We start from the raw sequence: 21,191 nt of genomic DNA, 5'->3' as shown, positions 1-21,191 counted from the left end.
AGGGCGCTGACGCGCCCAAGCCTAGGCATCCCTCTCCCTCGCCGGGGAGAGGGAGGACATGACGACGTTTAGGTCGCGGGGCTCGGCTTATCGGCCCCTTCGGGTTCTGCTTCGTCATCGGGCTTATCGCGCGGCGGCCGTGGCGGCGGCTCCTCTTCGGCCATACGGATAACGCGTTGCGGCAAGGCCATCTCGATACCTTCTTCGCGCAGACGCCGGTTGATGGCGAAGCGCAGATCGCTGCCGATGAAGTAGACCCACACGTTATCGGACGTGAAGCAGCGGAGTTCGAAGTCCAGGCCGTTCTCGCCGAAGTCCATGAACAGCGCCGACGGCTCCGGCCACGATGCGACGCTGGGATGTTTCTGGGCGCATTCCATCATGATCTCCTGCACCAGATCGACGTCGGTGCCGCGCGGCACGCGCAGCCTGATCTCCATGCGGCCGATGCGGTCATGGTGGGTCCAGTTGGTGACCGAAGTGTTCAGCAACTCGGCATTCGGCACGATGACGCTGGCGCGCTGCCAGGTTTCGATCTCGGTCGCGCGGATGTTGACCCGCTTCACGAAGCCCTCGTGCAGGCCGACGATGACCCAGTCACCGACCTTCACGGGCCGTTCGATCAACAGAATGATGCCCGATAAGAAGTTGTTGACGATGCCCTGCAGACCAAGACCGATGCCGATGGATAGACCGCCGGCAATCAGGCCGATGGTCGTCATGTCGACACCAATGACGGCAATGCCCAGCACCGTCGCCAGGGTGAAACCGACATAGCTGAGCACCGATAGCACGGAATGCTGGGTTCCCTCATCCCATCCGCTTTCGGGCAGGATGTGATCCTGCAGCACGGTCTGGACCAGGCGCATGATGACGATGACGACGACGAAGGTGAGGAGCCCCAACGCAACGTCAATCAGCGAGATCTGAACGTTGCCGACGTTGAAACCTTCAAGCGCCTCTCCGGTCCAGGCGGCAAGGCGGTTGAACGGCACGCCCCAGATGTTGGCCAGGATGAGGAGAGCCAGGACAACCATCAGCGGATCGAGGATGAGCCGTAACCAGAACTTCACGGTTCGCCGGGTTCGATGGCTGGCGCGCAATCTCTCCCGCATCAGGTAGGAGCGGGTAATGAGCCCGATCGTTTCGCGCAGGACTTCGCGCAACAAGAACATGACCGCGATGACGATCGCCGTCGACAGCATGTTCTTGATCAGAAAGCTGCCGAGCTCGATGTAGCCCAGAATGGAGCTGGCAAGGCCCAGGATGACGATCAGCGCGGTCGCGCGGCGTATCCAGACCCACATGCGGTGGGAGATGACGCCGCGATCGTCTTCGATGGCGCCGGTCTGCTTCGCCGAGGCCTCGCGCTGCCAAACGCTCGGCGAAGCAAGAGACAACAGAACCAGGCCCTCGACCACCGTGGTGACAAACGTCTCGACGGCGCGCAGCGCCGGGCTGACGCTGCTCTCGTTGCCGGCGATGGTGAAGAAGATGTCAATCGCGATGACGACCGCCAGCACCTGACATCGCCAACTCAAACGTCGCGCGGAGTCCGGTGTCAACGCGGTGATCTTCCATGTCGTCAATTCGGGCGACAGCGCGCCCCTGATCAAAGCGAAGGCCAGGAACAGGAAGGTGACGGCATAACCGGCGCCCTGCAATGCGGCGGCAAAGTCGCCGGTCAGAATCGCCTGCGTTCTGGAGAGGTCATAGAGAAACAGGCCGACCACGAACGCCGGAATGATGCCGCCGGCAAAACCGATCGCCAGTGCCGCGATGAAGCGGCGCGAATAGCTGGGTTCGGTGATCGCGGGGTCGCGGCCAAATCGCTTGAGGATGAAGTAGCGCGCGATCCAACCCAGTCCCACCGTGACGATCAGGCCGAGAAGGCCAATCACCGTTTCTTCTTCGGCTATCGGCTGCTGGTCGAACTCGGATATCCAGATCAAGGGCGAGCGCAGGATGCTGGCAACGATAGAGCCGGCTGCCGGTACAGCCTGTGTGAATGTCGACAACGACGGCGAGAAGGACGAGCGTGTCCATATTCCGGAAGCCAGCCACTCGTCGCTCGCCAGCTCCTGAACAACGCGTTCCGCGCGGTCGTTCACAATGGCCGCAATCGCCAGCCGGTTCAGCCGGTCCGAACGCTCCAGCTCAAGGTCGGCGCGTGCCTGGTCGATCACGACCTGGTCGACTGTTTCTCCCCGGCGCTCGTCGTCGATGGTCGCTAGAAGTTCGTCAATCTGTTCGATCCGGGCCAGGGCGTTCGCGGTGACAAAGTCGACCTCCTTGTCGACCCGCCTTGCCTGTTCCAGGAAGTAGGTCGTTTCCTCTGGCGTGCTGTCAATCTGACTGATGTAAGCCTCGGCGGCGTCGAGCGTCAGGCTCCAGGAAGCGCTGAGATCAGACGTCGCGCGCTGACTGACATCGTCCTCCGCCGATGCGATGGGCTGAGCCAACACGAAAGCGATCAACACGGCGGCAGCCGCCCAGAGGGCGTGGCCCAATCGTCGTGGTCGTGGCGGCACGCGTTCGGTCATCTAGACGGTGAGTTCGTCGATCGTCGCGCCAAGACGGGCGAGATCCTGGTCACGCGACAGGCGGTGATCGCCATCCTTGATCATGGTCAGGGCGACGTCAGCACCGTTGAGCCGGTCAGTGAGTGTCACAGCGGTCGACCATGGAACGGCGGTGTCCTGCATACCCTGCAACAGGCGCACAGGACAGGTGATGGCGAGAGGTCCGCGCAGCATAAGGTGCTGCCGGCCATCGTCGAAAAAGGCGCTTGTGACCTGATAGGGCTGACCGTCGTCGCTCAGCTCGATGACGCCGTCGCGATGCACTGTCTCGCGCTGCTCGTCGCTCAGGCTCAACCACAGATCCTGGCTGAAATCCGGGGCTGCCGCGATACCGATCAGGCCGGCGACGCGATCGGAACGCGCCAGGGCCAGAATCAGCATGATCCATCCGCCCATGCTGGAGCCGATGACAATCTGCGGGCCCTCGGTCAAGGCATCGAAAGCTGCCAGGGCGTCGCCGGCCCACAAGCCTATGGTGCCATCGGCGAAGGCGCCGCTGGACTGGCCATGGCCCTGGTAGTCGAACCTCAGGAAGGCGCGGTTTCTTTGGCGGCACCAGTCATCCAGGAAACTGGCCTTGGTTCCCGTCATGTCGGAGGCATATCCGCCCAGGAAAACGACCCCCGGGCCGTCGCCGCCGCGCTTGTGATAGGCAATTCGCGCGCCGTCGGCCCGGTCGAGCCATTGTGGTGTCGTTTCCCCGTCACACATGCGCTAGGTTCCGCCGCCATGAACGATATCGCCGATCCTAACACCGACGAGGCGCCTGCCGAACAGCGCCGTCCGGTCATCCTTCAGGTTGTGCCGGAGCTGGCGATCGGCGGCGCCGAGCGCGCGACGATCGACATGGCGCGCGCGGTCATCGAGGCTGGCGGCCGCGCGATTGTCGCCTCGGCCGGGGGCGAGCTGGCGCCCAATCTTCTGCGCACCAAGGCGGAGCTGATCACCCTGCCGGTCGCCAGCAAGAATCCGCTGGTGATCCGCCGCAACGCGCGCAAGCTGGCCCAATTGATCCGGGCCGAAGGCGTCGACCTCGTGCACGCGCGCTCACGTGCGCCGGCCTGGTCCGCCTACCGCGCGACGCAGCGGGTCGGCTGCCCGTTCGTGACCACCTTCCACGCGCCCTACAACTATTCGAACGCGCTGAAGAAACGCTACAACGCGGTGATGACCAAGGGGGACAGGGTCATCGCGATTTCCGAGTTCATTGGGCAACACGTGCGCGACAACTATGGCATCGGCGATGATCGCCTGCGCGTGGTGCCGCGCGGCATCGACATCGTCGATTTTGATCCCGCCGCCGTGTCGCCGGACCGGGTCGCCAATCTGGCGGCGCGCTGGAACCTGCCCGACGGCAAGCCGGTGGTCATGCTGCCCGGACGCCTGGCCCGCTGGAAAGGGCAGATGGTGATGGTTGATGCCATGGCCCAACTGGCCGAGCGCGACGTCATCTGCCTGATGGTCGGCGTCGGTTCGGGCCGCGAGGGGCTCTACCGCGAGCTGGAAAAGAAGATCCAGGCACTCGGCCTGGCGACGACAGTCGTCTTGATCGATGCCTGCACGGACATGGCGGCGGCCTATCGGCTGGCCGATGTCGTGGTGTCGGCCTCGATCGAACCGGAAGGTTTCGGCCGGGTCGCGGTCGAGGGCCAAGCCATGGGCGTGCCGGTTGTGGCGACCGGCCACGGCGGCGCCGTCGAAACCGTCGATCCCGGCGTGACCGGCTGGCTGGTGCCGCCGGATGACGCGACGGCGCTTGCCGAGGGTATCAAAAACGCTCTGGAACTGGGGGCGGAGGCCCGCGCGCGTTTGTCGGCCCTGGCCAGAGCCCGGGTCGCCGAGCACTTCACCAAGCCGCGCATGTGCGCGGACACGCTCAGCGTCTATCGCGAGCTGATCGATTGGCCTTGAGCGACGCCATCCTGGTCATCCGCCTTGGCGCGCTGGGCGATTTCGTGTTGTCGACCGGGCCGTTCCAGGCCATCCGCGACGCTCACAAAGACGCCCATATCGTCCTGCTGACAACGGCACCCTATGAAGGGCTGGCAAAGGCCGGCGGCTGGTTCGATGAGGTCTGGCTCGATAAGCGCCCGCGTCTATGGCAGCTCGCCCGCATCGCCGCGCTGAAGCGCCAACTGCGTGGTGGACGGTTCGCCCGTGTCTACGATCTCCAGACCTCCGACCGCTCGAGCTCCTATTACCGCCTGTTCGCCGATCCGAAACCGGAGTGGTCGGGAATCGCGAGTGGCGCCTCCCACCGACAGACGCGCGCGGACCGCGACGACATGCACACGGTCGACCGGCAGGCCGACCAGCTTGCCGTCGCCGGCATCGCGTCCGTTCCGGCACCCGACTTGTCGATGATCGACGCCGACCTGGGTGAACTCGGTCTGCCCGAGAGGTTCGCCATCCTGGTGCCGGGCAGCGCGCCGCACCGACCCGACAAGCGCTGGGCGGCGGCCTCATATGGGGACCTGGCCCGTCGTCTCGCCGATCGCGGCGATGTGCCCGTGTTGTTGGGGTCGGGCGCGGAAACCGATGTGTTGCAGGCGATCGCGGCCGCCTGTCCCCAGGCGCTCAATCTGGGTGGACGCACCACGTTTGAGCAGATCGCCGCCATCGGGCGCCGGGCGCGCTGCGCTATCGGCAACGACACCGGTCCCATGCATCTTCTGGCGACCGCTGGCGCGCCGTCGGTCGTGTTGTTCTCCGCGGCTTCCGATCCGGCGTTGACCGCACCGCGCGGGCCAGACGTCACGATCCTGCAACGCGACACATTGGGCGACCTATCGGTCGAGGAGGTAATCGCCGTCACGCCCGCCGTGGCTTGACAGGCGGACGATTCGCACTACGTTGCGCGAAGTTCCAGACAACAAAAACCTAATGAAATCACGGAGTCGCACCGACCATGAGTGCTGAAGCCCAGGCGGCGGAAGTCGCGATCACACTGCCCGATGGTTCCGAGCGCCGCTATGCCGCGCCGACCACCGGCGTGGAGATCGCCGAGTCCATCGGACCGGGGCTCGCCAAGGCGGCGCTCGCCATCCGTGTCAACGGCCAGCTGATCGACCTGAAGACAGCGATCGATCACGACGCCGAGGTCGCGTTGGTCACTGCCAAGGACGACGACGGGTTGGAGCTGATCCGCCACGACGCCGCCCATGTGCTGGCGGAAGCCGCCAAGGAGTTATTCCCCGATTGCCAGGTCACCATCGGTCCCGTGATCGACGACGGCTTCTATTACGACTTCGCGCGCGAGAAGCCGTTCACGCCGGAAGACCTGGAGGCCATGGAAAAGCGCATGGCCGAGATCGTCGGACGCGATGAGCCGATCGAGCGCGAGGTCTGGGACCGCGACAAGGCAATCGCCTATTTCGAGTCAATTGGGGAAGACTACAAAGCCGAGATCATCCGCGACCTGCCCGACGACGAGATCATTTCGGTCTATACCCAGGGCGCGTTCACCGATCTGTGCCGCGGTCCCCATCTTCCGTCGACCGGCAAGCTGCCCAAGGCGTTCAAGCTGATGAAGCTGGCCGGCGCCTATTGGCGCGGCGACAGCCGGAACGAGATGCTGCAACGCGTCTATGGCACCGCATGGCGCAACAAGGACGAGCTGAAGGCCTACCTGCATCGCCTGGAAGAGGCCGAGAAGCGCGACCACCGCCGGCTGGGTCGCGAGATGGACCTGTTCCACTTCCAGGACGAGGCGCCCGGCGCCGTCTTCTGGCACCCCAACGGTTGGACGCTGTTTCGCACGCTGATTGACTACATGCGCAGGCGCCAGGACCGCGCCGGTTATGTCGAGATATCGACCCCGACGATCATGGACCGCGGTATGTGGGAGACGTCGGGCCACTGGGACACGTTCCGTGAGCACATGTACACGACCGAGACCGAGGACGGGCGCATCTACGCGATCAAGCCGATGAACTGCCCGGGCGGAATTCAGGTCTTCAAGCAGGGCATCACGAGCTACCGCGACCTGCCGGCGCGGGTTTCCGAGTTCGGCAAGGTCAACCGTTACGAGCCTTCGGGCGCACTGCACGGGCTCATGCGCGTGCGCGAGTTCACCCAGGACGACGCGCACATCTTTTGCACGCCCGAGGAGGTCGAGGACGAGTGCCAGATCGTCGTCGAGCTGATCATGGACATTTACCGCGACTTCGGCTTCGAGGACGTCCGTATCAAGTTCTCGGACCGCCCCGAGAAGCGGATCGGCGATGATGCCGTCTGGGACCGACTCGAGGCCGCGCTCAAGGGCGCGCTCGACCGCATGGGCTACGAGTACGGCCATAACCCGGGCGAAGGCGCGTTCTACGGACCGAAGCTGGAGTTCGTTCTGCGCGACGCGATCGGCCGCGACTGGCAGTGCGGCACGCTGCAGGTCGACATGAACCTGACCGAGCGGTTCGACGTCGCCTATATCGGAGAAGACGGCCAGAAACACCGCCCGGTGATGCTGCACCGGGCGCTATTTGGTTCGCTCGAACGCTTCACCGGCATCCTGATCGAACACTATGCCGGCAATCTGCCGCTGTGGCTGGCGCCCGTACAGTACGCGGTGGCGACGGTGACAAACGAATCGGATGATTACGCGGCCGAGGTGCACGAGTTGCTAAAGGCCCAAGGCATGCACGGCTTGCTTGATACGGGCAGTGACAAGATTGGCTACAAGGTGCGTCAGCATTCGACCGCGAAGGTGCCGGTAATCCTGGCCGTTGGCAAACGCGAGGCCGAGGAACGTACGGTGTCGCTCAGGCGACTCGGCAGCAAGGAACAGCAATCACTTGCGCTTGACGACGCCATTCATAGACTCTCTGCCGAGTCGCAACCGCCGGCCTAAGCCCGGCCCCAGCAAGGAGATGACTAGATAGCACGACTCAGACAACCGCCCGTGCCCGACAAATCGGGGCCCCGGGCCAACGATGGCATCACCGCGAATCAGGTGCGCCTTATCGGAGCCGACGGCGAACAGGTCGGCGTGGTTTCAATCGAACGAGCGATGCAGGCTGCTGATGCCGTGGGGCTCGACCTCGTCGAGGTTTCGCCCAACGCGGACCCGCCCGTGTGCAAGATCCTGGATTTCGGCAAGTACAAGTACGAAGCCCAGAAGAAGGCCAACGAGGCACGCAAGCGCCAGAAGACGTTCGACGTCAAGGAAATCAAGATGCGGCCCAACATCGACACGCACGATTACGACGTGAAGATGCGGTCGCTGGTCAAGTTCATCGAGGAAGGCGATAAGGTGAAGATCACCATTCGGTTCCGTGGCCGCGAACTCGCCCATCCGGAAATCGGCAGCCGTCTCCTGGAGAAGGTCGTCGCCGACACCGACGAGATCGCCAAGATCGAGGCCATGGCCAAGATGGAAGGCCGCCAGATGATCATGGTGATCGCGCCGCGCTAGATGATCTCGATCTAGTTGCCATAGCCAGCCCTCTCCCCCGCCCGGCCACCCATGGCAGCATCCTCGGGGTGGCCTCGGCGAAAACGCCTCTCGGCGTTTTGCCCCGGAGGGCAGGGGAGCGGGCTGGCCAGGCGCCAGCGCCAGCGAATCAGGCACCCAACCCACCCCCCAACCCTTGCCAAGGGCGGGGGTCGCGTATATAAGGCCCGCTCCGCGCCGGTTCGGGGGTTCCGAATCGGTGCCGTGTGTCTTCTAAGTTGTTGATTTTCTTGAGGTCGACCCGATGTCGAAGCTGAAGACAAAAAGCTCGATGAAGCGTCGTTTTCGCCTGACCGCGAGCGGCAAGATCAAGCGCAACCATGCAGGCAAGCGCCATTTCATGCGCCGCCGCACCAAGCGCTTCATCCGCAACTCGCGCGGCACCACGCTGGTCGACGCCGCTGACGTCAAGATGGTCAAACGGCTGATGCCCTACGGCTGATCGCCGGGGCGTTGTTTTAGAGAAGGATTGAACGATGGCGCGAGTGAAGCGGGGTACCACCTCCCACGCACGTCACAAGAAGGTTCTGAAGCAGGCCAAGGGCTACCGCGGCCGCTCGAACAACTGCTATCGCATCGCGCTGGAGCGTGTCGAGAAGGCGTTGCAATATGCCTATCGCGACCGGCGCGTCAGGAAGCGGCAGTTCCGTGGATTGTGGATCCAGCGCATCAACGCCGGTGCGCGTCAGCACGGCATGACCTATTCCGAGTTCATGCACGGCATCAAGCTTGCGGGGGTTGGGCTCGATCGCAAGGTCCTGGCGGACCTGGCGGCGCGTGAGCCCGTTTCCTTTGCCAAGCTGTGCGACCAGGCTCGCTCGGCCAGGGAAAGCGCGGCGTAACCAACGGATCGTTCCGCCACCGCTATTACCCGACCACGAGGGGGCCACAAGGCCCCCTTTGTTTTGTGGGCCCCTTTTTGTTTGTGAGAAGGCAGGTAAGACCATGCAGGAGCAGATCGACAAGCTGCGCCACGATCTTCTGGAACAGGTCTCGCAATCCGGCGACCTGAAGGGTCTGGACGGCGTCCGGGTGGCCGCGCTGGGCAAGAAGGGCGCGGTGACCGCGCTGATGAAACAGTTGGGCCAGGTCGACGCCGACCAGCGCCGCGAACTGGGCGCCGAGCTCAACCGGCTGAAGGACAGCATCGCTGAGGCCATCGAGACGCGCCGCGACGACCTGGAGCGCAGCGAACTCGACCGCCGGCTCGCCGAGGAGCGCATTGACGTCACCTTGCCGGTGCGCCCCGAGCTTCACGGCACCGTGCATCCGGTCAGCCAGGTCACCAACGAGATCATGGCGATCTTCTGCGAACTCGGCTTCGAGGTTGCCGAGGGACCGGACATCGAAGACGACTGGTACAATTTCGGCGCCCTTAACATCCCGGCCGAACATCCCGCGCGCCAGGACCACGATACCTTTTATCTGTCGGCCCAGGACCGGTCGGAGCGTCCAGTCCTGCGCACCCACACCTCGCCTGTGCAGATCCGCAACATGCTGGCCAGCAAACCGCCGATCCGCATCATCGCGCCCGGCCGGACCTATCGCAGCGACAGCGACATGACCCACACGCCGATGTTCCATCAGGTCGAAGGCCTGGTGGTCGACGAGAAGACCCACATGGGCCACCTGAAAGGCTGCCTGCGCGACTTCGTCGAAGCCTTCTTCCAGGTCGACGACGTGCCGATGCGCTATCGGCCGAGCTACTTCCCGTTCACGTCGCCGTCGATGGAGGTCGATATCGGCTGTTCGTTTGAGGGCGGGCAGCTCAAGATCGGCGGCGGCCACGGCTGGCTGGAGATCCTGGGCAGCGGCATGGTGCATCCGCGCGTTCTGAAGAACGGCGGCATCGATCCCGACAAGTATCAAGGTTTCGCATTCGGCATGGGCATCGACCGTGTCGCGATGCTGAAGTACGGCATCCCCGACTTGCGAGCGTTCTTCGATGCCGACCTCAGGTGGCTGCGCCACTATGGTTTCGCCGCCCTCGACATGCCGACGCTTTATGGCGGGCTGGCACGATGAAGATCACGCTCGACTGGCTGAAACGCCACCTGGACACCGAGGCGTCGGCCGAGGAGATCGCCGACACGTTGAACCGCATCGGCCTGGAGGTCGACGGCGTCACCGACCGCGCGCGCGAACTGGCGCCATTCATCGTCGGTTATGTGGTTGAGGCCAAGCAGCATCCCAACGCCGACAAGCTAAGGGTCTGCATGGTCGACAACGGGACCGAGACCGTCCAGGTCGTGTGCGGCGCGCCCAACGCGCGCACCGGTATGAAAGGCGTGTTCGCGGCCTCGGGCCTGACCATCCCCGGCACCGACATGAAGCTCAAGCCGTCGAAGATCCGCGGCGAAGAGTCAAACGGCATGTTGTGTTCGGAACGCGAGATGGGGCTCTCCGACGAACACGACGGCATCATCGAGCTGTCTGAGGATGCGGTCGTCGGCGAACCGTTCGCGGCCTACATGGGTCTGGACGATGCGGTGTTCGATGTCGCGATCACGCCTGACCGGGGCGATTGCCTGGGCGTGCGCGGTATCGCGCGAGATCTGGCGGCCGCCGGCATGGGCACGCTGAAGCCGCTCGACACGGCACCGGTCAAGGGCACGTTCAAGAGCCCGATGACGATCAAGCTCGACTTCGACGACGAGACCAAGAACGCCTGTCCGCTCTTCATCGGGCGTTACTTCAAGGGCTTGAATAACGGGCCGAGCCCGGCGTGGATGCAGCAGAAGCTGATCGCGGTCGGCTTGCGGCCGATCTCGGCCCTCGTCGACATCACCAACTGGGTCACGCTCGATATCGGCCGTCCGGCGCACATCTATGACGCCGACAAGGTGAAGGGCACGATCGGCGCGCGCCTGGCGAAGACAGGCGAGACGTTTCTGGCGCTGAACGGCAAGGAGTACGAGGCCGACGATGAGATGACCGCCATTGTCGACGATGGCGGCATGCTTGGCCTGGGCGGCATCATCGGCGGCGAGACGACGAGCGCCGAAGAGGACACGGTCAACGGTTTCCTGGAGATCGCGCTGTTCGATCCGCTGCGCACCGCCGCGACCGGGCGCAAGCTGGCGTTGGACACCGACGCGCGCCATCGTTTCGAGCGCGGCGTCGACGGCGCCTTCGCGCCCGACGGCATGGAGATCGCAACCCGGCTGGTGCTTGAGATCTGCGGCGGCGAGACGAGCGAGCCGGTTATCGCCGGCGACGTGCCGACCGAACAGCAAACCATGGCGGTCCGTCCGTCGCGGGTGTTGTCGCTGGGCGGCATCGACATCGCGAAGACCGCAGGCGAACGCATCCTGGGTGATCTCGGTTATGGCGTGCGCGACGCCGCCGAAGATCGATGGGATGTCACCGTGCCGACATGGCGCCACGACATGCAGTGCGAAGCCGATGTCATCGAGGAGATCTTGCGCATCAACGGCTTCGATGAGATCGAGCCGGTGTCGCTGCCGCGACTCTCCGCCTATGCCAAGCCGATCCTGACGCTGTTGCAGAAGCGGGTGCGCTGGGCGCGCCGCGCGCTGGCCGGCCGTGGCATGAACGAAGCGGTGACCTATTCCTTCGTGCCGCGGCCCCACGCGGCGCTGTTCGGCGGTGTCGATGACGACCTGGTGCTGGAAAATCCGATCTCCGCCGACATGGACGTGCTGCGCCCGTCAGGCCTTCCCGCTCTGATGGCGGCGGCCGGCCGTAACATGGCGCGCGGGCAGCGTGACTTCGGCCTGTTCGAGATCGGCCCGGCCTATAAGGATCGCGCGCCAGAGGGTCAGACGACGTCGGTGGCCGGCGTCCGTGTCGGCGCTTCAGGCCCGCGCAACTGGCTTGAGACGGAGCGTCCGGTCGATGCCTTTGACGCCAAGGCCGACGCGCTTGCCGTGCTGGACGCCGTCGGCGCGCCGGTCGACAAGGCGCAGACCTCGACCGATGCGCCGGCCTGGTTCCATCCCGGCCGCTCCGGTGTCTTGCGTCTGGGACCGAACGTCCTGGCGGCTTTCGGCGAGATCAGCCCGGCCGTCCTGAAGGCCATGGATATCGACGGCCCGATCGCCGGGTTCGAGGTGATGCTGGAGCATGTGCCGGCGCCCAAGTCGAAGAACTTCACCCGGCCCGCCTTGGATATCTCGCAGCTTCAAGCGGTCGAGCGCGACTTTGCCTTCCTTGTCGATGCTGACGTGCCGGCGGAGAAAGTCGTGCGCGCAGCGGCCGGCGCCGAACGCGATCTGATCACCGCCGTCGATGTCTTCGATCTGTTCGAGGGCGCCTCGCTGGGCGAGGGACAGAAGTCGATCGCCATCTCGGTTCATCTGCAGCCGCGAGACCGCACCATGACCGATGAGGAGATCGACGCGGTCGCCGCCAAGGTCGTGGCGGCGGTGGAGAAAAACACCGGCGGTAAGCTCAGGGGCTGACGGCTAGAGCATTTTCCGTTTTCACGGAATCGGTGCCGGCCCGCTCCCCCTCCCGGCCACCCCGAGGATGCTGCCATGGGTGGCCGGGTGGGGGAGCGGGCTGGTGATGCCGCTTGAACGGAAAATGCTCTAGCCGCCCCGAACAGGTCCGAGTTTACGGCGCGGTTGGCAGGAGCTTTTCGAACAGGACCTTGTAATCGCTGAAGCCCATGGCGCGGTAGGAGCCGCAGGATTCGGGATTGCGCGCGTTGGCCATCACCAGCATGCGCTTTACGCCCAGCTTCAGGGCGTGGCGCTCGACCTCGCCGACCAGCCGTCGAGCGATGCCGCGGCGGCGCGCCGCCGGGTCGACGAATAGCTCCTGGACATGCACCGACCGTGTCCAATCGGGATCGGTCCAGATATCGTCATCGACCTCGAGCGAGCATCCGACATAGCCGACCACGCGACCGTCCAGAAGCGCGACGAGGCAAAGGCCCTGGTCATCGGCGACATAGGCATTCATGGCGTCGACCGAACTCTTGGCGAAAACCGGTTCTCCGGCGGCAAGCGCTGGATCGTAACGCCGTCCGTCGTTCTGGAGGGCGGCCACCAGCCGCTCGATGTCAGACCGGTCCTCCGGCGTAGCGGAACGGATCGTGATGTCCTGGGAACCCGTCATCGCAGCGTCGCTCATCGTCAGCCACCTTGAACCCAGGCCCAGCCGGTGTCGGCTTCGGCGGTGGAGAAATAGCGCATTTCGCCCGGTACCAGCGGGTTCGTGGTGCGCGTCATCCAGTCCTCCCAGGGACCCTCGCCGATGACGCCGAGCCGATCGAAGTCGCGGAAGTGCCGGATATCGAAGGCAAATTCGTCCATCACCGCGCGCGCCTCGATGCCCGTAACATCGTCGAGCTCAACCAGGACGGAGATCTTGCCGTGTTCGGAGATGGCCTGCTCCAGCAGGGGTATCATCGCCCGATAGTCCTCGTGGGTAAGCTTGCCGCCGGCTCTGAAACGCATGGCGCGGCCGTCAGGCGAGGTTTCCAGATGGTCGATCATGGGCGGGGCGCTCCCGGCAGATGGCTTCACCGCCACCATGCGGCCTCGCGGACGCACGGGGAACCGAATTGTTGCCGGTCATCCCCGTGGTTGCGTCCGAACCCCCTGGACGCTTATGTTCCGCGTCCGCTCTCTATCTATGTGTAAAGCAGATTCACCTGTCTTGACGAAATCGCAGAGCAACCCCATCAAAACAGGATCTGCTCTGAACGGAAACCCATGACCGACCTTTCGCATATCCGCAACGTCGCGATCATCGCGCATATCGATCACGGCAAGTCGACCCTGGCCGACCGCCTGATCGAGGCGTGCGGCGGTCTCGATGCGCGCGAGATGCGGGGGCAGGTGCTGGATGCCATGGATCTGGAGCGCGAGCGCGGCATCACCATCAAGGCCCAGACCGTGCGGTTGAGCTTTGTCGCCGCCGACGGCGAGACCTATTTGATCAATCTGATCGACACGCCCGGCCACGTCGATTTCACCTACGAAGTCAGCCGGTCGCTGCGCGCCTGCGAAGGCGCCATGCTGATCGTCGATTCGACCCAGGGCGTCGAGGCGCAGACCGTCGCCAACGCCTATATGGCTGTTGACGCGGATCTGGAAATCCTGCCGGTGATCAACAAGATCGACCTGCCGGCCGCCGATGTCGACCGGGTGAAGCAGAACATCGAGGACGTCGTCGGTATCGATGCGTCGGACGCCATTCCCGTCTCCGCGAAGACCGGTGAGAACATTGAGGCTGTCCTTCAGGCGATCTGCGACCGTCTGCCGCCACCCAATGCGGGTGACGCCGAGAAACCCCTGAAGGCGCTCCTGGTCGACAGCTGGTACGACGCCTATCTGGGCGTCATGATCCTGCTGCGCATGGTCGACGGGCACATCCGCAAGGGCCAGCGGATCCGGTTGATGGGCACCGGGGCGGTGCGCGATGTCGACCGGGTCGGCATCTTTACACCCAAAGGTGTCCTGGTCGACGAGTTGGGGCCGGGCGAGATCGGCTTCATCACCGCGGCCATCAAGGACATCGCCGAGTGCCGTGTCGGCGACACGATCACCGATGACCGTGAACGCACCGAAGACGCGCTGCCCGGTTTCAAGCCGAGCCAGCCGGTCGTCTTCTGCGGCCTATATCCGACCGATGCCGGCGATTACAACGATCTGCGCGACAGCCTGGGCAAGCTGCGCCTGAACGACGCGAGCTTCCATTTCGAGCCGGAGAGTTCGGTCGCGCTGGGCCAGGGTTTCCGTTGCGGGTTCCTGGGCCTGCTGCACCTGGAAATCATCCAGGAGCGGCTGGAGCGCGAGTTCGATCTGGATCTGATCGCGACCGCGCCCAGCGTCGTCTACCGCATCACCGAACGCGGCGGCGAGACGGCCGAGCTGCATAATCCCGTCGACCTGCCCGATCCCACGCGCATCGAGCGGATCGAGGAGCCGTGGATCAAGGCGACCATCCTGGTGCCCGACGAATATCTGGGCGCGGTCCTGCAGCTGTGCACCGACAAGCGCGGCGAGCAGGTCGAGCTGACCTATGCCGGCAGCCGCGCCATGGTTGTCTACCGCCTGCCGCTGGCCGAGGTCGTGTTCGATTTCTATGACCGCCTGAAGTCGGTCAGCCGCGGCTATGCCAGCTTCGACTATCAGCTCGACGACTACCGCGAGGGCGATCTGGTTCGCCTCGACATCCTGGTCAACGGCGAGGCGGTCGATGGCCTGGCGCAGATCGTCGAACGCAGCCGCGCCGAGAGCCGTGGCCGCGCGGTGTGCGAGAAGTTGAAGGGCCTGATCCCACGCCAGCTCTTTAAGATTCCGATCCAGGCGGCGATCGGCGGCAAGGTCATCGCCCGCGAAACCATCAGCGCGCTCAGGAAAGATGTGCTGGCCAAGTGCTATGGCGGCGACATCACGCGTAAGCGGAAGCTCTTGGAAAAGCAGAAGCGCGGCAAGAAACGCATGCGCCAGTTTGGCGATGTCGAGATTCCGCAGGACGCATTCCTGGCCGCGCTCAGGCTTGATGGCTGACGACAATAAGCAGGGCGGAAAACACGCCGACACGGACGCGTTCGTCAAAGGCGCCTACGCCCTTGACGGTACCGAAGCGGCCAAGGCCTTCTACAGCGAGTGGTCCGACGCCTATGAGGACCGCATGGTCGGCGATCTCGGCTATGTTGGACCAGACCGCATCTCCAGGATGCTCGCGGCGCATCTGGAGGACGTTTCAACGCCGGTGCTGGATATTGGCTGCGGCACCGGCCTAACCTCTGTCCATCTGGCCGAACAGGGCTTTCGCGCCATCGACGGCATCGACATCACGCCGGCGATGTTGGAGCGGGCGAAGGCGCGCGGCATCTACCGCAAGTTGATTCGCGCCGATCTTAACGAGCCACTGGCCCTGGACGATGGATCCTACGGCGCGGCAGTATCCTCGGGCACGTTCACCTGCGGGCATGTCGGGCCGGAACCGCTGCCGGAAATCATGCGCGTCCTGCGATCTGGCGGCCTGATGGCGATCACCATCCACAAGGATCTGTGGGAGGCCAGAGGCTTCAAGGCGATGCTCGACCGGTTTGAGAACGACGCTGCGATCGCCTTGATCGAGCACCTTCTCGATGAGGTCTTTAGGGGGGAGGGCCCTGCGGTCCACTACCTCGTCTACCGCAAGGCCTGAGCGCCGAACGAACCCGCTCTACTGGTCGCCGCCTCGGCGATATCTCGCAGCACGCTGATGAACCCCCGGGGTTAGGTCACGCATTCTCTATCGTCTCGTGAAGTCTGTTGAATTGAGAGAAAGTCCCAAATCACGACATGCTAGGCCTGTTCATCAACCAACGACCCCTCGTGGTCATAGGATTGGATACCATGCGCACCTCTCTCCGTGTCCTTCCCGTTGCAGCGGCCTTTCTGGCCATCTCGAGCTTTGGTTCGGCCTTTGCCGGCCAGCAATATGTCGATAACACGGGATTTGCCATTTCCGGCTATGATCCCGTTGCGTTCTTCAGCCTCGAGCAGGCTCCCGTGGGGTCGACACAACCACTGGCAGTCCAGGGCAAGGAATCGATCACGACGGAGTGGAACGGCGCAACCTGGGCGTTCGCCAGCGAGGAGAACAAGGAAGCATTCATCGCTGATCCTGAGAAGTACGCGCCCGCCTATGACGGCCATTGCGCCTATGGCATTGCCCAGGGCGGCAAGGTTCCGGGCAATCCGAACCTGTGGCGCATCGTCGATGGCACGCTCTACCTGAACATCCATCCCCCCGTTGTCGGTTTCTGGGAAGAGGACATCCCAGGTTTCATCGAAAAGAGTGAGCAGAACTGGACAACTGCGGAAGCAGAGCCCGCGTCGACCAAGAACTGGACCGATCTGGACAAGAACGACGGCACCTACTCGGTCGTCGGACCTCTTGACGAATAGAGTTACAAAACCGCTTTACTATCATCCATACTGTACTCGTCCCATAACGGAGCTTCACCCATGTCGAAGACATCAAAATCATTCGTCGCCGCCTCTGTGGCCGGCGCCGTCGCCTTGGCCGTTTCGGCCGCAGCCAGCGTAACAACGCCCGCGTATGCCGCGGAGAAGGAAAAGTGCTACGGTATCTCGCTTGCCGGCCAGAACGACTGCGCGGCAGGACCGGGCACGACATGTGCCGGCACGTCCACGTTGGACTATCAGGGTAACGCCTGGACGCTCGTTCCTGCGGGCGATTGCGAGAAGTATGGCGTCGAACAGATGGCTGACTATGAATTGCCCGACGGTCGCACCGGTTCCCTTGAACCGCTCGATCGCGATCTGCCGGACGCCTGACCGACGGCACGTGCCTCGCGCGCCTGATCGTCAGGCGCGCGGGGAACGGCCTCTGCCCGTCGTCGTTTTGACGGGATGATGGTTCCCTGATCCGCCATGGCCGAGACCACAGCCACCGGCCGCGTTTCACCCGACATACCCGCAAGGTCCGGGGTCGGCCTCAAGGCGCAGCACTACCGTGAAATCCTGGACACCTGTCCCGATATCGGCTGGTTCGAGATTCACGCCGAAAACTACATGGGGGCAGGCGGCCCGCCGCATCGGTACCTCTCCTGCATCCGTGAGACATACCCGCTTTCTCTGCACGGCGTTGGCCTCTCGATCGGGGCAGCCCAAGCACTGGATAGAGAGCATCTGGCCAGGCTCAAGGTCGTCAACGATCGTTATGCGCCCGGTCTCTTCTCAGAGCATCTCGCCTGGTCGACCCACGAGCAGACCTATTATCCGGATCTCTTGCCCGTTCCCTATACGGAGGAGGTTCTGCGGCGCGTCGTCGACCATATCGACGAGGTTCAGGAGACCATGGGCCGGCGTATGCTGCTCGAGAACCCAGCGACCTACGTGACGTTCGAGACCAGCACGATGTCGGAGCTGGACTTTCTCAGCCAGGTGACGGCGCGGACCGGCTGCGGGCTCTTGCTTGACGTCAACAACGTCTTCGTTTCCGCCACCAATCACGACTACGAGCCCGAGGCCTATATCGACGCTTTTCCTCTCGCCGCGGTCGGCGAGATTCATCTGGCCGGTCATGCCGAGGACCGCGACGAGACAGGCGCGACCCTGCTGATCGACAGCCATGACCGGCATGTCGCCGATCCCGTCTGGGCGCTCTATCGCCGCGTGATCGCCCGCGTGGGCACCGTCCCCACACTCATTGAATGGGACTCCAACGTGCCGGACTGGCCGGTCCTCTTTGCTGAGGCGCGGGCCGCTGACAGGGTTATGGTGGGTGCGGCTGAATCGGGTGCGACGATCGCGGACGCCGGTGCCCCGCAAGACGAACGCCTAGAGGAGCCGCGCCATGCGCATGCTGGCTGACACGCAGGCGGCCTTTGCAAAGGCGCTCGTGGATCCCAACGAACCGGCGCCCGGCGAAATCCAGCGCCCCGGCCCAACGACGACCGATGCGGCACAGTCCAAGCGGTTCGACGTCTACCGCAACAACGTGGTTGCTGCCGCGACAGGCGCTCTGGTTGACACGTTTCCGGCCGTACGCGCGCTGGTTGGCGACGAATTCTTTCAGGCGACCGCGCGCGCTTATCTCGACACCACGCCGCCGCAATCGCCGCTCCTGTTCCGCTATGGCGCGACGTTCGGCGATTTCCTGGAGACATTCCCGCCGGCGGCGCGGGCGATCCCCTATCTGGGTGACGTGGCGCGGCTGGAGTTCGCGCGCTTGCAGGCCTATCACGCCGCCGACGTCGCGCCGCTGGAGATCGAGGCGTTGGGCGCGATCCCGCCCGACGAGGTCGCTGGCGTCACGTTCGACGTTCATCCCGCGGTCAGCCTGATCCGTTCGTCCTTCCCGGTCGTCTCTTTGTGGGCAGCCAGCACCGGGCTGATGTCATCGGACGACGTCGATATGAAGCGGGCCGAGGACGCCTTGACCGCAAGGCCGGGCCTTGATGTCGATACCCGCATTCTGCCGGCCGGCGGGGCAGCCTTCGCCGAGGCGCTGCTTGACGGCAAGGCCCTTGGTGATGCCGCCGAAACCGCGATGGCGGCAGAACCGGCTTTCGAGCTTTCCGAACATCTGTCTGGTTTGTTCGAGGCCGGCGTGTTTGTCCGGGCAAACCTGATCCAGATGCGCACCGATCCATCCTGACTTAACCTGACGTCAACCCCACCTCCAACCACCGACAGGACTTGCCATGATCCAGTCGATCGCCGCTCTCTACACCCGCACGACACGTACCGTCGAACGCGCCACCGACGCTTGGCTGTTGGGCCTTTTGGCCCGCGTCGTCTTTGCCGCGGTGTTGTTCGTTTACTTCCTCAACTCTGCCTTGACGAAGTTCGACGGTGGGCCGTTCTCGATCTCGGACTCCGCGTACTTCCAGATCGTCCCGCCGGTTATCGAGGCCGCAGGTTATGACGCGTCCCAGGTCGCGTTCATTCCCTGGGGTTTGGTCGTCTTTTTCGGGACCTATGGCGAGGTGATCCTGCCGATCCTGATCGTGCTCGGCCTGTTCACACGGATTGCCGCGCTGGGCATGGTCGTCTTCGTGGTTGTCCAGAGCTATGTGGACATCGCCTTCCACAGCGCCGACGCCGCGACCATCGGCGCCTGGTTCGACAATCTGTCGAATGCTGCCATCCTCGATCAACGCGCGCTGTGGGTGTTCCTGTTCGTCTATCTGGTCATCAAGGGGCCGGGCGCGGTGTCACTCGACTACCTGCTGGGCCGCACCGTGGGCAAAAGTCTCGTGCGCAAGGAAAAGGCCGAACCCACCTGACCACGGTCTGCCTAAACCAGTTGACCGAGAGCGGGTTCACACGATTGATCAGAGACGCTGAGTGACTCTGGGCGATCGTGACCCGCTCTAGCCGCCCGGCGACAGGCGTCTGCGCCGGCCGCCTGAGCCGATCAGCACGAAGATGACGCCGAAGAACGCCGGAAGCGACCATACCGGGAGGCCCAGGAGAGGCAGGATGGAATCGACCCACAGATCGGGGTCGATCTCGTTTTCCACCAGCGAGCCGAAGCCGACCAGCGAGTTGGCGTCGATCGAAGCCCAGACTTCCGCGATGGACGGCGAAAGCCAGCCGTCTTGAAACAGATTGGCAACGATGATGGCGACGGCGACGGCCAGCAGCAGCAGGCCAAGATAGCGTATGAAACGTCGCAAAGTGAGCGCTCCCGGCCGCGTTGGCCGTCATGGGCGGGTGGCCTCCAGTTTACACTGAATTGACCGCGAACTCAGCCGTTTCCGGCTAGCTTGCGCCGATCCGGGCGTGCTTGTAGGTTTCGCGGCTTCGAGGAGGGATGGCCGAGTGGTTTAAGGCGCACGCCTGGAAAGCGTGTTGGGGTGTAAGCCCCTCGCGGGTTCGAATCCCGCTCCCTCCGCCACTCTCCAACTACATGATATGGAACGGTTTTCTCCATAAGTGTGAGCGCCTGTGTCCCGCCCAGTAGCCGGGCGTTCGCGCCCTCTGGGTGATCACGTCAGGTCGTTGCAGAGAGCGGTATCATCGCGGCTGTCTTCGACCTCTCCAGACATTCTCCGACAGGCCTTATTCTGGGGGGACTTTGTGGCATCGAGTCTAGTGAACTCGGGCGGAAGGCGCAGAGCACCGACCTGTCTCAGGCCGTAAACCCAAGCAGTCGACGTTGCTCACCCCACTCGAGTGGCGGGTCCGTCCTGATAAGTTGACGGACGGTTAGCGATCCCAGTTGCCGGCCGTCGAGTATGGCCTCGACGATATCGGAAGCAAGGAACGCTAGCCTCGGATGCTGCCCGATATGGCGTTCCAACTTCTTCTCGTTGCGAGCGAGATCTCGAATTGACCCGACCTTGCTCGTCACTAGGAGATCGAGCCAGTGATGGGCGCGTGCCACGGCGGCGACGAGATCGCGATCCGGTTCGTTGTCCTCTGCCTCTTCACCACCGAGCATGAGTTTGAGCTCCCTACCGCGTCGTGCCAGGCATGCTGGCACTGTCAGAACCAGCGGTTTGGTCTGATTCTGGAGGTCGGGACTTCGATCAAGGAACCCGTCGTCGCCTTGTCGACCGACATCAACAATAGCGTCGGGATGGACATGGATCTCCACATGTTCGCTGGCAACAGTGACGCGCGATACCAAACGCTTCAGGAAGAGGCGCTGATCGTGGTGACCTAGCGAGTTCCACCGAACGGCGAGTTCAGCCAGTCGATCGTAGGTCGTCT

At 63.7% G+C, this 21,191-nt stretch carries 21 protein-coding genes and 1 tRNA gene; 17 read left to right on the top strand and 5 right to left on the bottom strand.

Going from position 1 to position 21,191, the window contains the following annotated elements; all coding sequences use genetic code 11:
* Positions 1 to 68: 68 nt before the first annotated feature.
* Positions 69 to 2,480 carry a mechanosensitive ion channel domain-containing protein gene (locus AAF563_07055; GenBank protein ID MEM7121014.1) on the bottom strand — a complete coding sequence of 804 codons (2,412 nt, stop codon included), beginning with the start codon at positions 2,478 to 2,480 and terminating at the stop codon, positions 69 to 71.
* A 63-nt stretch (positions 2,481 to 2,543) separates the two neighbouring features.
* Positions 2,544 to 3,293 (bottom strand): alpha/beta hydrolase, encoded by a 750-nt coding sequence (locus AAF563_07050; protein ID MEM7121013.1) that lies wholly within the window; start codon positions 3,291 to 3,293, stop codon positions 2,544 to 2,546.
* Positions 3,294 to 3,311: 18 nt separating this feature from the next.
* On the opposite strand from AAF563_07050, the gene AAF563_07045 reads away from it, so the two are divergent.
* The 8 genes from AAF563_07045 to pheT all read left to right on the top strand — a co-directional run bounded on the left by AAF563_07045 (position 3,312) and on the right by pheT (position 12,455).
* Entirely contained in the window at positions 3,312 to 4,493 is a 1,182-nt protein-coding gene (locus AAF563_07045) for a glycosyltransferase family 4 protein (GenBank protein MEM7121012.1), read from the top strand.
* Entirely contained in the window at positions 4,490 to 5,413 is a 924-nt protein-coding gene (locus AAF563_07040; protein ID MEM7121011.1) for a glycosyltransferase family 9 protein, read from the top strand. The genes AAF563_07045 and AAF563_07040 overlap by 4 nt, the downstream gene beginning before the upstream one ends.
* A gap of 77 nt (positions 5,414 to 5,490) precedes the next feature.
* Complete coding sequence (thrS, locus tag AAF563_07035) at positions 5,491 to 7,428, top strand: threonine--tRNA ligase (protein MEM7121010.1); 1,938 nt, start codon at positions 5,491 to 5,493, stop codon at positions 7,426 to 7,428.
* Between the two features lie 51 nt (positions 7,429 to 7,479).
* A complete protein-coding gene (infC, locus tag AAF563_07030; protein ID MEM7121009.1) occupies positions 7,480 to 7,992 on the top strand; it encodes a translation initiation factor IF-3 in 513 nt (170 codons plus the stop codon).
* 283 nt (positions 7,993 to 8,275) lie between these two features.
* Positions 8,276 to 8,473, top strand: a complete 198-nt coding sequence (gene rpmI / locus AAF563_07025) for a 50S ribosomal protein L35 (protein MEM7121008.1) — start codon at positions 8,276 to 8,278, stop codon at positions 8,471 to 8,473.
* A 34-nt stretch (positions 8,474 to 8,507) separates the two neighbouring features.
* Complete coding sequence (gene rplT, locus AAF563_07020; GenBank protein MEM7121007.1) at positions 8,508 to 8,873, top strand: 50S ribosomal protein L20; 366 nt, start codon at positions 8,508 to 8,510, stop codon at positions 8,871 to 8,873.
* 103 nt (positions 8,874 to 8,976) lie between these two features.
* Positions 8,977 to 10,056, top strand: coding sequence for a phenylalanine--tRNA ligase subunit alpha (gene pheS / locus AAF563_07015; GenBank protein MEM7121006.1), 1,080 nt, complete (start codon positions 8,977 to 8,979; stop codon positions 10,054 to 10,056).
* The gene (pheT, locus tag AAF563_07010; GenBank protein MEM7121005.1) at positions 10,053 to 12,455 is read left to right on the top strand and encodes a phenylalanine--tRNA ligase subunit beta; all 2,403 of its coding nucleotides are present in this window, start codon (positions 10,053 to 10,055) and stop codon (positions 12,453 to 12,455) included. Before pheS ends, pheT begins: the two co-directional genes overlap by 4 nt.
* Positions 12,456 to 12,609: 154 nt before the next feature.
* Here the strand turns inward: pheT and AAF563_07005 are convergent, their stop codons facing one another.
* Both AAF563_07005 and AAF563_07000 read right to left on the bottom strand, forming a co-directional pair.
* Positions 12,610 to 13,131 carry a GNAT family N-acetyltransferase gene (locus AAF563_07005; GenBank protein ID MEM7121004.1) on the bottom strand — a complete coding sequence of 174 codons (522 nt, stop codon included), beginning with the start codon at positions 13,129 to 13,131 and terminating at the stop codon, positions 12,610 to 12,612.
* A gap of 2 nt (positions 13,132 to 13,133) precedes the next feature.
* A complete protein-coding gene (locus tag AAF563_07000; protein MEM7121003.1) occupies positions 13,134 to 13,496 on the bottom strand; it encodes an STAS/SEC14 domain-containing protein in 363 nt (120 codons plus the stop codon).
* 219 nt (positions 13,497 to 13,715) lie between these two features.
* On the opposite strand from AAF563_07000, the gene lepA reads away from it, so the two are divergent.
* The 7 genes from lepA to AAF563_06965 all read left to right on the top strand — a co-directional run bounded on the left by lepA (position 13,716) and on the right by AAF563_06965 (position 19,759).
* The gene (gene lepA / locus AAF563_06995) at positions 13,716 to 15,518 is read left to right on the top strand and encodes a translation elongation factor 4 (protein MEM7121002.1); all 1,803 of its coding nucleotides are present in this window, start codon (positions 13,716 to 13,718) and stop codon (positions 15,516 to 15,518) included.
* Positions 15,511 to 16,164 (top strand): class I SAM-dependent methyltransferase, encoded by a 654-nt coding sequence (locus AAF563_06990; protein MEM7121001.1) that lies wholly within the window; start codon positions 15,511 to 15,513, stop codon positions 16,162 to 16,164. Before lepA ends, AAF563_06990 begins: the two co-directional genes overlap by 8 nt.
* 191 nt (positions 16,165 to 16,355) lie before the next feature.
* The gene (locus AAF563_06985) at positions 16,356 to 16,910 is read left to right on the top strand and encodes a YHS domain-containing (seleno)protein (protein MEM7121000.1); all 555 of its coding nucleotides are present in this window, start codon (positions 16,356 to 16,358) and stop codon (positions 16,908 to 16,910) included.
* Between the two features lie 60 nt (positions 16,911 to 16,970).
* Complete coding sequence (locus tag AAF563_06980; protein ID MEM7120999.1) at positions 16,971 to 17,303, top strand: DUF2282 domain-containing protein; 333 nt, start codon at positions 16,971 to 16,973, stop codon at positions 17,301 to 17,303.
* A gap of 96 nt (positions 17,304 to 17,399) precedes the next feature.
* Complete coding sequence (locus tag AAF563_06975; GenBank protein MEM7120998.1) at positions 17,400 to 18,341, top strand: DUF692 domain-containing protein; 942 nt, start codon at positions 17,400 to 17,402, stop codon at positions 18,339 to 18,341.
* A complete protein-coding gene (locus tag AAF563_06970; GenBank protein MEM7120997.1) occupies positions 18,325 to 19,128 on the top strand; it encodes a DNA-binding domain-containing protein in 804 nt (267 codons plus the stop codon). The genes AAF563_06975 and AAF563_06970 overlap by 17 nt, the downstream gene beginning before the upstream one ends.
* Before the next feature lie 46 nt (positions 19,129 to 19,174).
* Positions 19,175 to 19,759, top strand: coding sequence for a DoxX family protein (locus AAF563_06965; GenBank protein MEM7120996.1), 585 nt, complete (start codon positions 19,175 to 19,177; stop codon positions 19,757 to 19,759).
* An 87-nt stretch (positions 19,760 to 19,846) separates the two neighbouring features.
* Here the strand turns inward: AAF563_06965 and AAF563_06960 are convergent, their stop codons facing one another.
* Positions 19,847 to 20,152 carry a hypothetical protein gene (locus AAF563_06960; GenBank protein MEM7120995.1) on the bottom strand — a complete coding sequence of 102 codons (306 nt, stop codon included), beginning with the start codon at positions 20,150 to 20,152 and terminating at the stop codon, positions 19,847 to 19,849.
* A 131-nt stretch (positions 20,153 to 20,283) separates the two neighbouring features.
* Here AAF563_06960 and AAF563_06955 point away from each other — a divergent pair.
* A tRNA-Ser gene (locus AAF563_06955) sits at positions 20,284 to 20,373 on the top strand.
* 474 nt (positions 20,374 to 20,847) lie between these two features.
* Positions 20,848 to 21,144, top strand: coding sequence for a hypothetical protein (locus AAF563_06950; GenBank protein MEM7120994.1), 297 nt, complete (start codon positions 20,848 to 20,850; stop codon positions 21,142 to 21,144).
* Positions 21,145 to 21,191: the final 47 nt, after the last annotated feature.

It is taken from the genome of Pseudomonadota bacterium, from assembly GCA_039028155.1.
Classification (GTDB): Bacteria; Pseudomonadota; Alphaproteobacteria; order SP197; family SP197; genus JANQGO01.
Note: the sequence above shows the minus strand (reverse complement) of the source record. Positions and strands in the feature narration are given on the sequence as shown.

Bases quoted from the DNA above. Each gene is read 5' to 3' on its own strand.
- AAF563_06965 (MEM7120996.1), top strand. From the start codon at position 19,175: ATGATCCAGTCGATCGCCGCTCTCTACACCCGCACGACACGTACCGTC.
- pheT (MEM7121005.1), top strand. From the start codon at position 10,053: ATGAAGATCACGCTCGACTGGCTGAAACGCCACCTGGACACCGAGGCG.
- AAF563_07000 (MEM7121003.1), bottom strand. From the start codon at position 13,496: ATGATCGACCATCTGGAAACCTCGCCTGACGGCCGCGCCATGCGTTTC.
- AAF563_06970 (MEM7120997.1), top strand. From the start codon at position 18,325: ATGCGCATGCTGGCTGACACGCAGGCGGCCTTTGCAAAGGCGCTCGTG.
- pheS (MEM7121006.1), top strand. From the start codon at position 8,977: ATGCAGGAGCAGATCGACAAGCTGCGCCACGATCTTCTGGAACAGGTC.
- AAF563_07005 (MEM7121004.1), bottom strand. From the start codon at position 13,131: ATGAGCGACGCTGCGATGACGGGTTCCCAGGACATCACGATCCGTTCC.
- AAF563_06985 (MEM7121000.1), top strand. From the start codon at position 16,356: ATGCGCACCTCTCTCCGTGTCCTTCCCGTTGCAGCGGCCTTTCTGGCC.
- AAF563_06975 (MEM7120998.1), top strand. From the start codon at position 17,400: ATGGCCGAGACCACAGCCACCGGCCGCGTTTCACCCGACATACCCGCA.
- AAF563_06950 (MEM7120994.1), top strand. From the start codon at position 20,848: ATGGGCGCGTGCCACGGCGGCGACGAGATCGCGATCCGGTTCGTTGTC.
- lepA (MEM7121002.1), top strand. From the start codon at position 13,716: ATGACCGACCTTTCGCATATCCGCAACGTCGCGATCATCGCGCATATC.
- AAF563_07045 (MEM7121012.1), top strand. From the start codon at position 3,312: ATGAACGATATCGCCGATCCTAACACCGACGAGGCGCCTGCCGAACAG.
- AAF563_07050 (MEM7121013.1), bottom strand. From the start codon at position 3,293: ATGTGTGACGGGGAAACGACACCACAATGGCTCGACCGGGCCGACGGC.
- rplT (MEM7121007.1), top strand. From the start codon at position 8,508: ATGGCGCGAGTGAAGCGGGGTACCACCTCCCACGCACGTCACAAGAAG.
- rpmI (MEM7121008.1), top strand. From the start codon at position 8,276: ATGTCGAAGCTGAAGACAAAAAGCTCGATGAAGCGTCGTTTTCGCCTG.
- AAF563_06990 (MEM7121001.1), top strand. From the start codon at position 15,511: ATGGCTGACGACAATAAGCAGGGCGGAAAACACGCCGACACGGACGCG.
- thrS (MEM7121010.1), top strand. From the start codon at position 5,491: ATGAGTGCTGAAGCCCAGGCGGCGGAAGTCGCGATCACACTGCCCGAT.
- AAF563_06980 (MEM7120999.1), top strand. From the start codon at position 16,971: ATGTCGAAGACATCAAAATCATTCGTCGCCGCCTCTGTGGCCGGCGCC.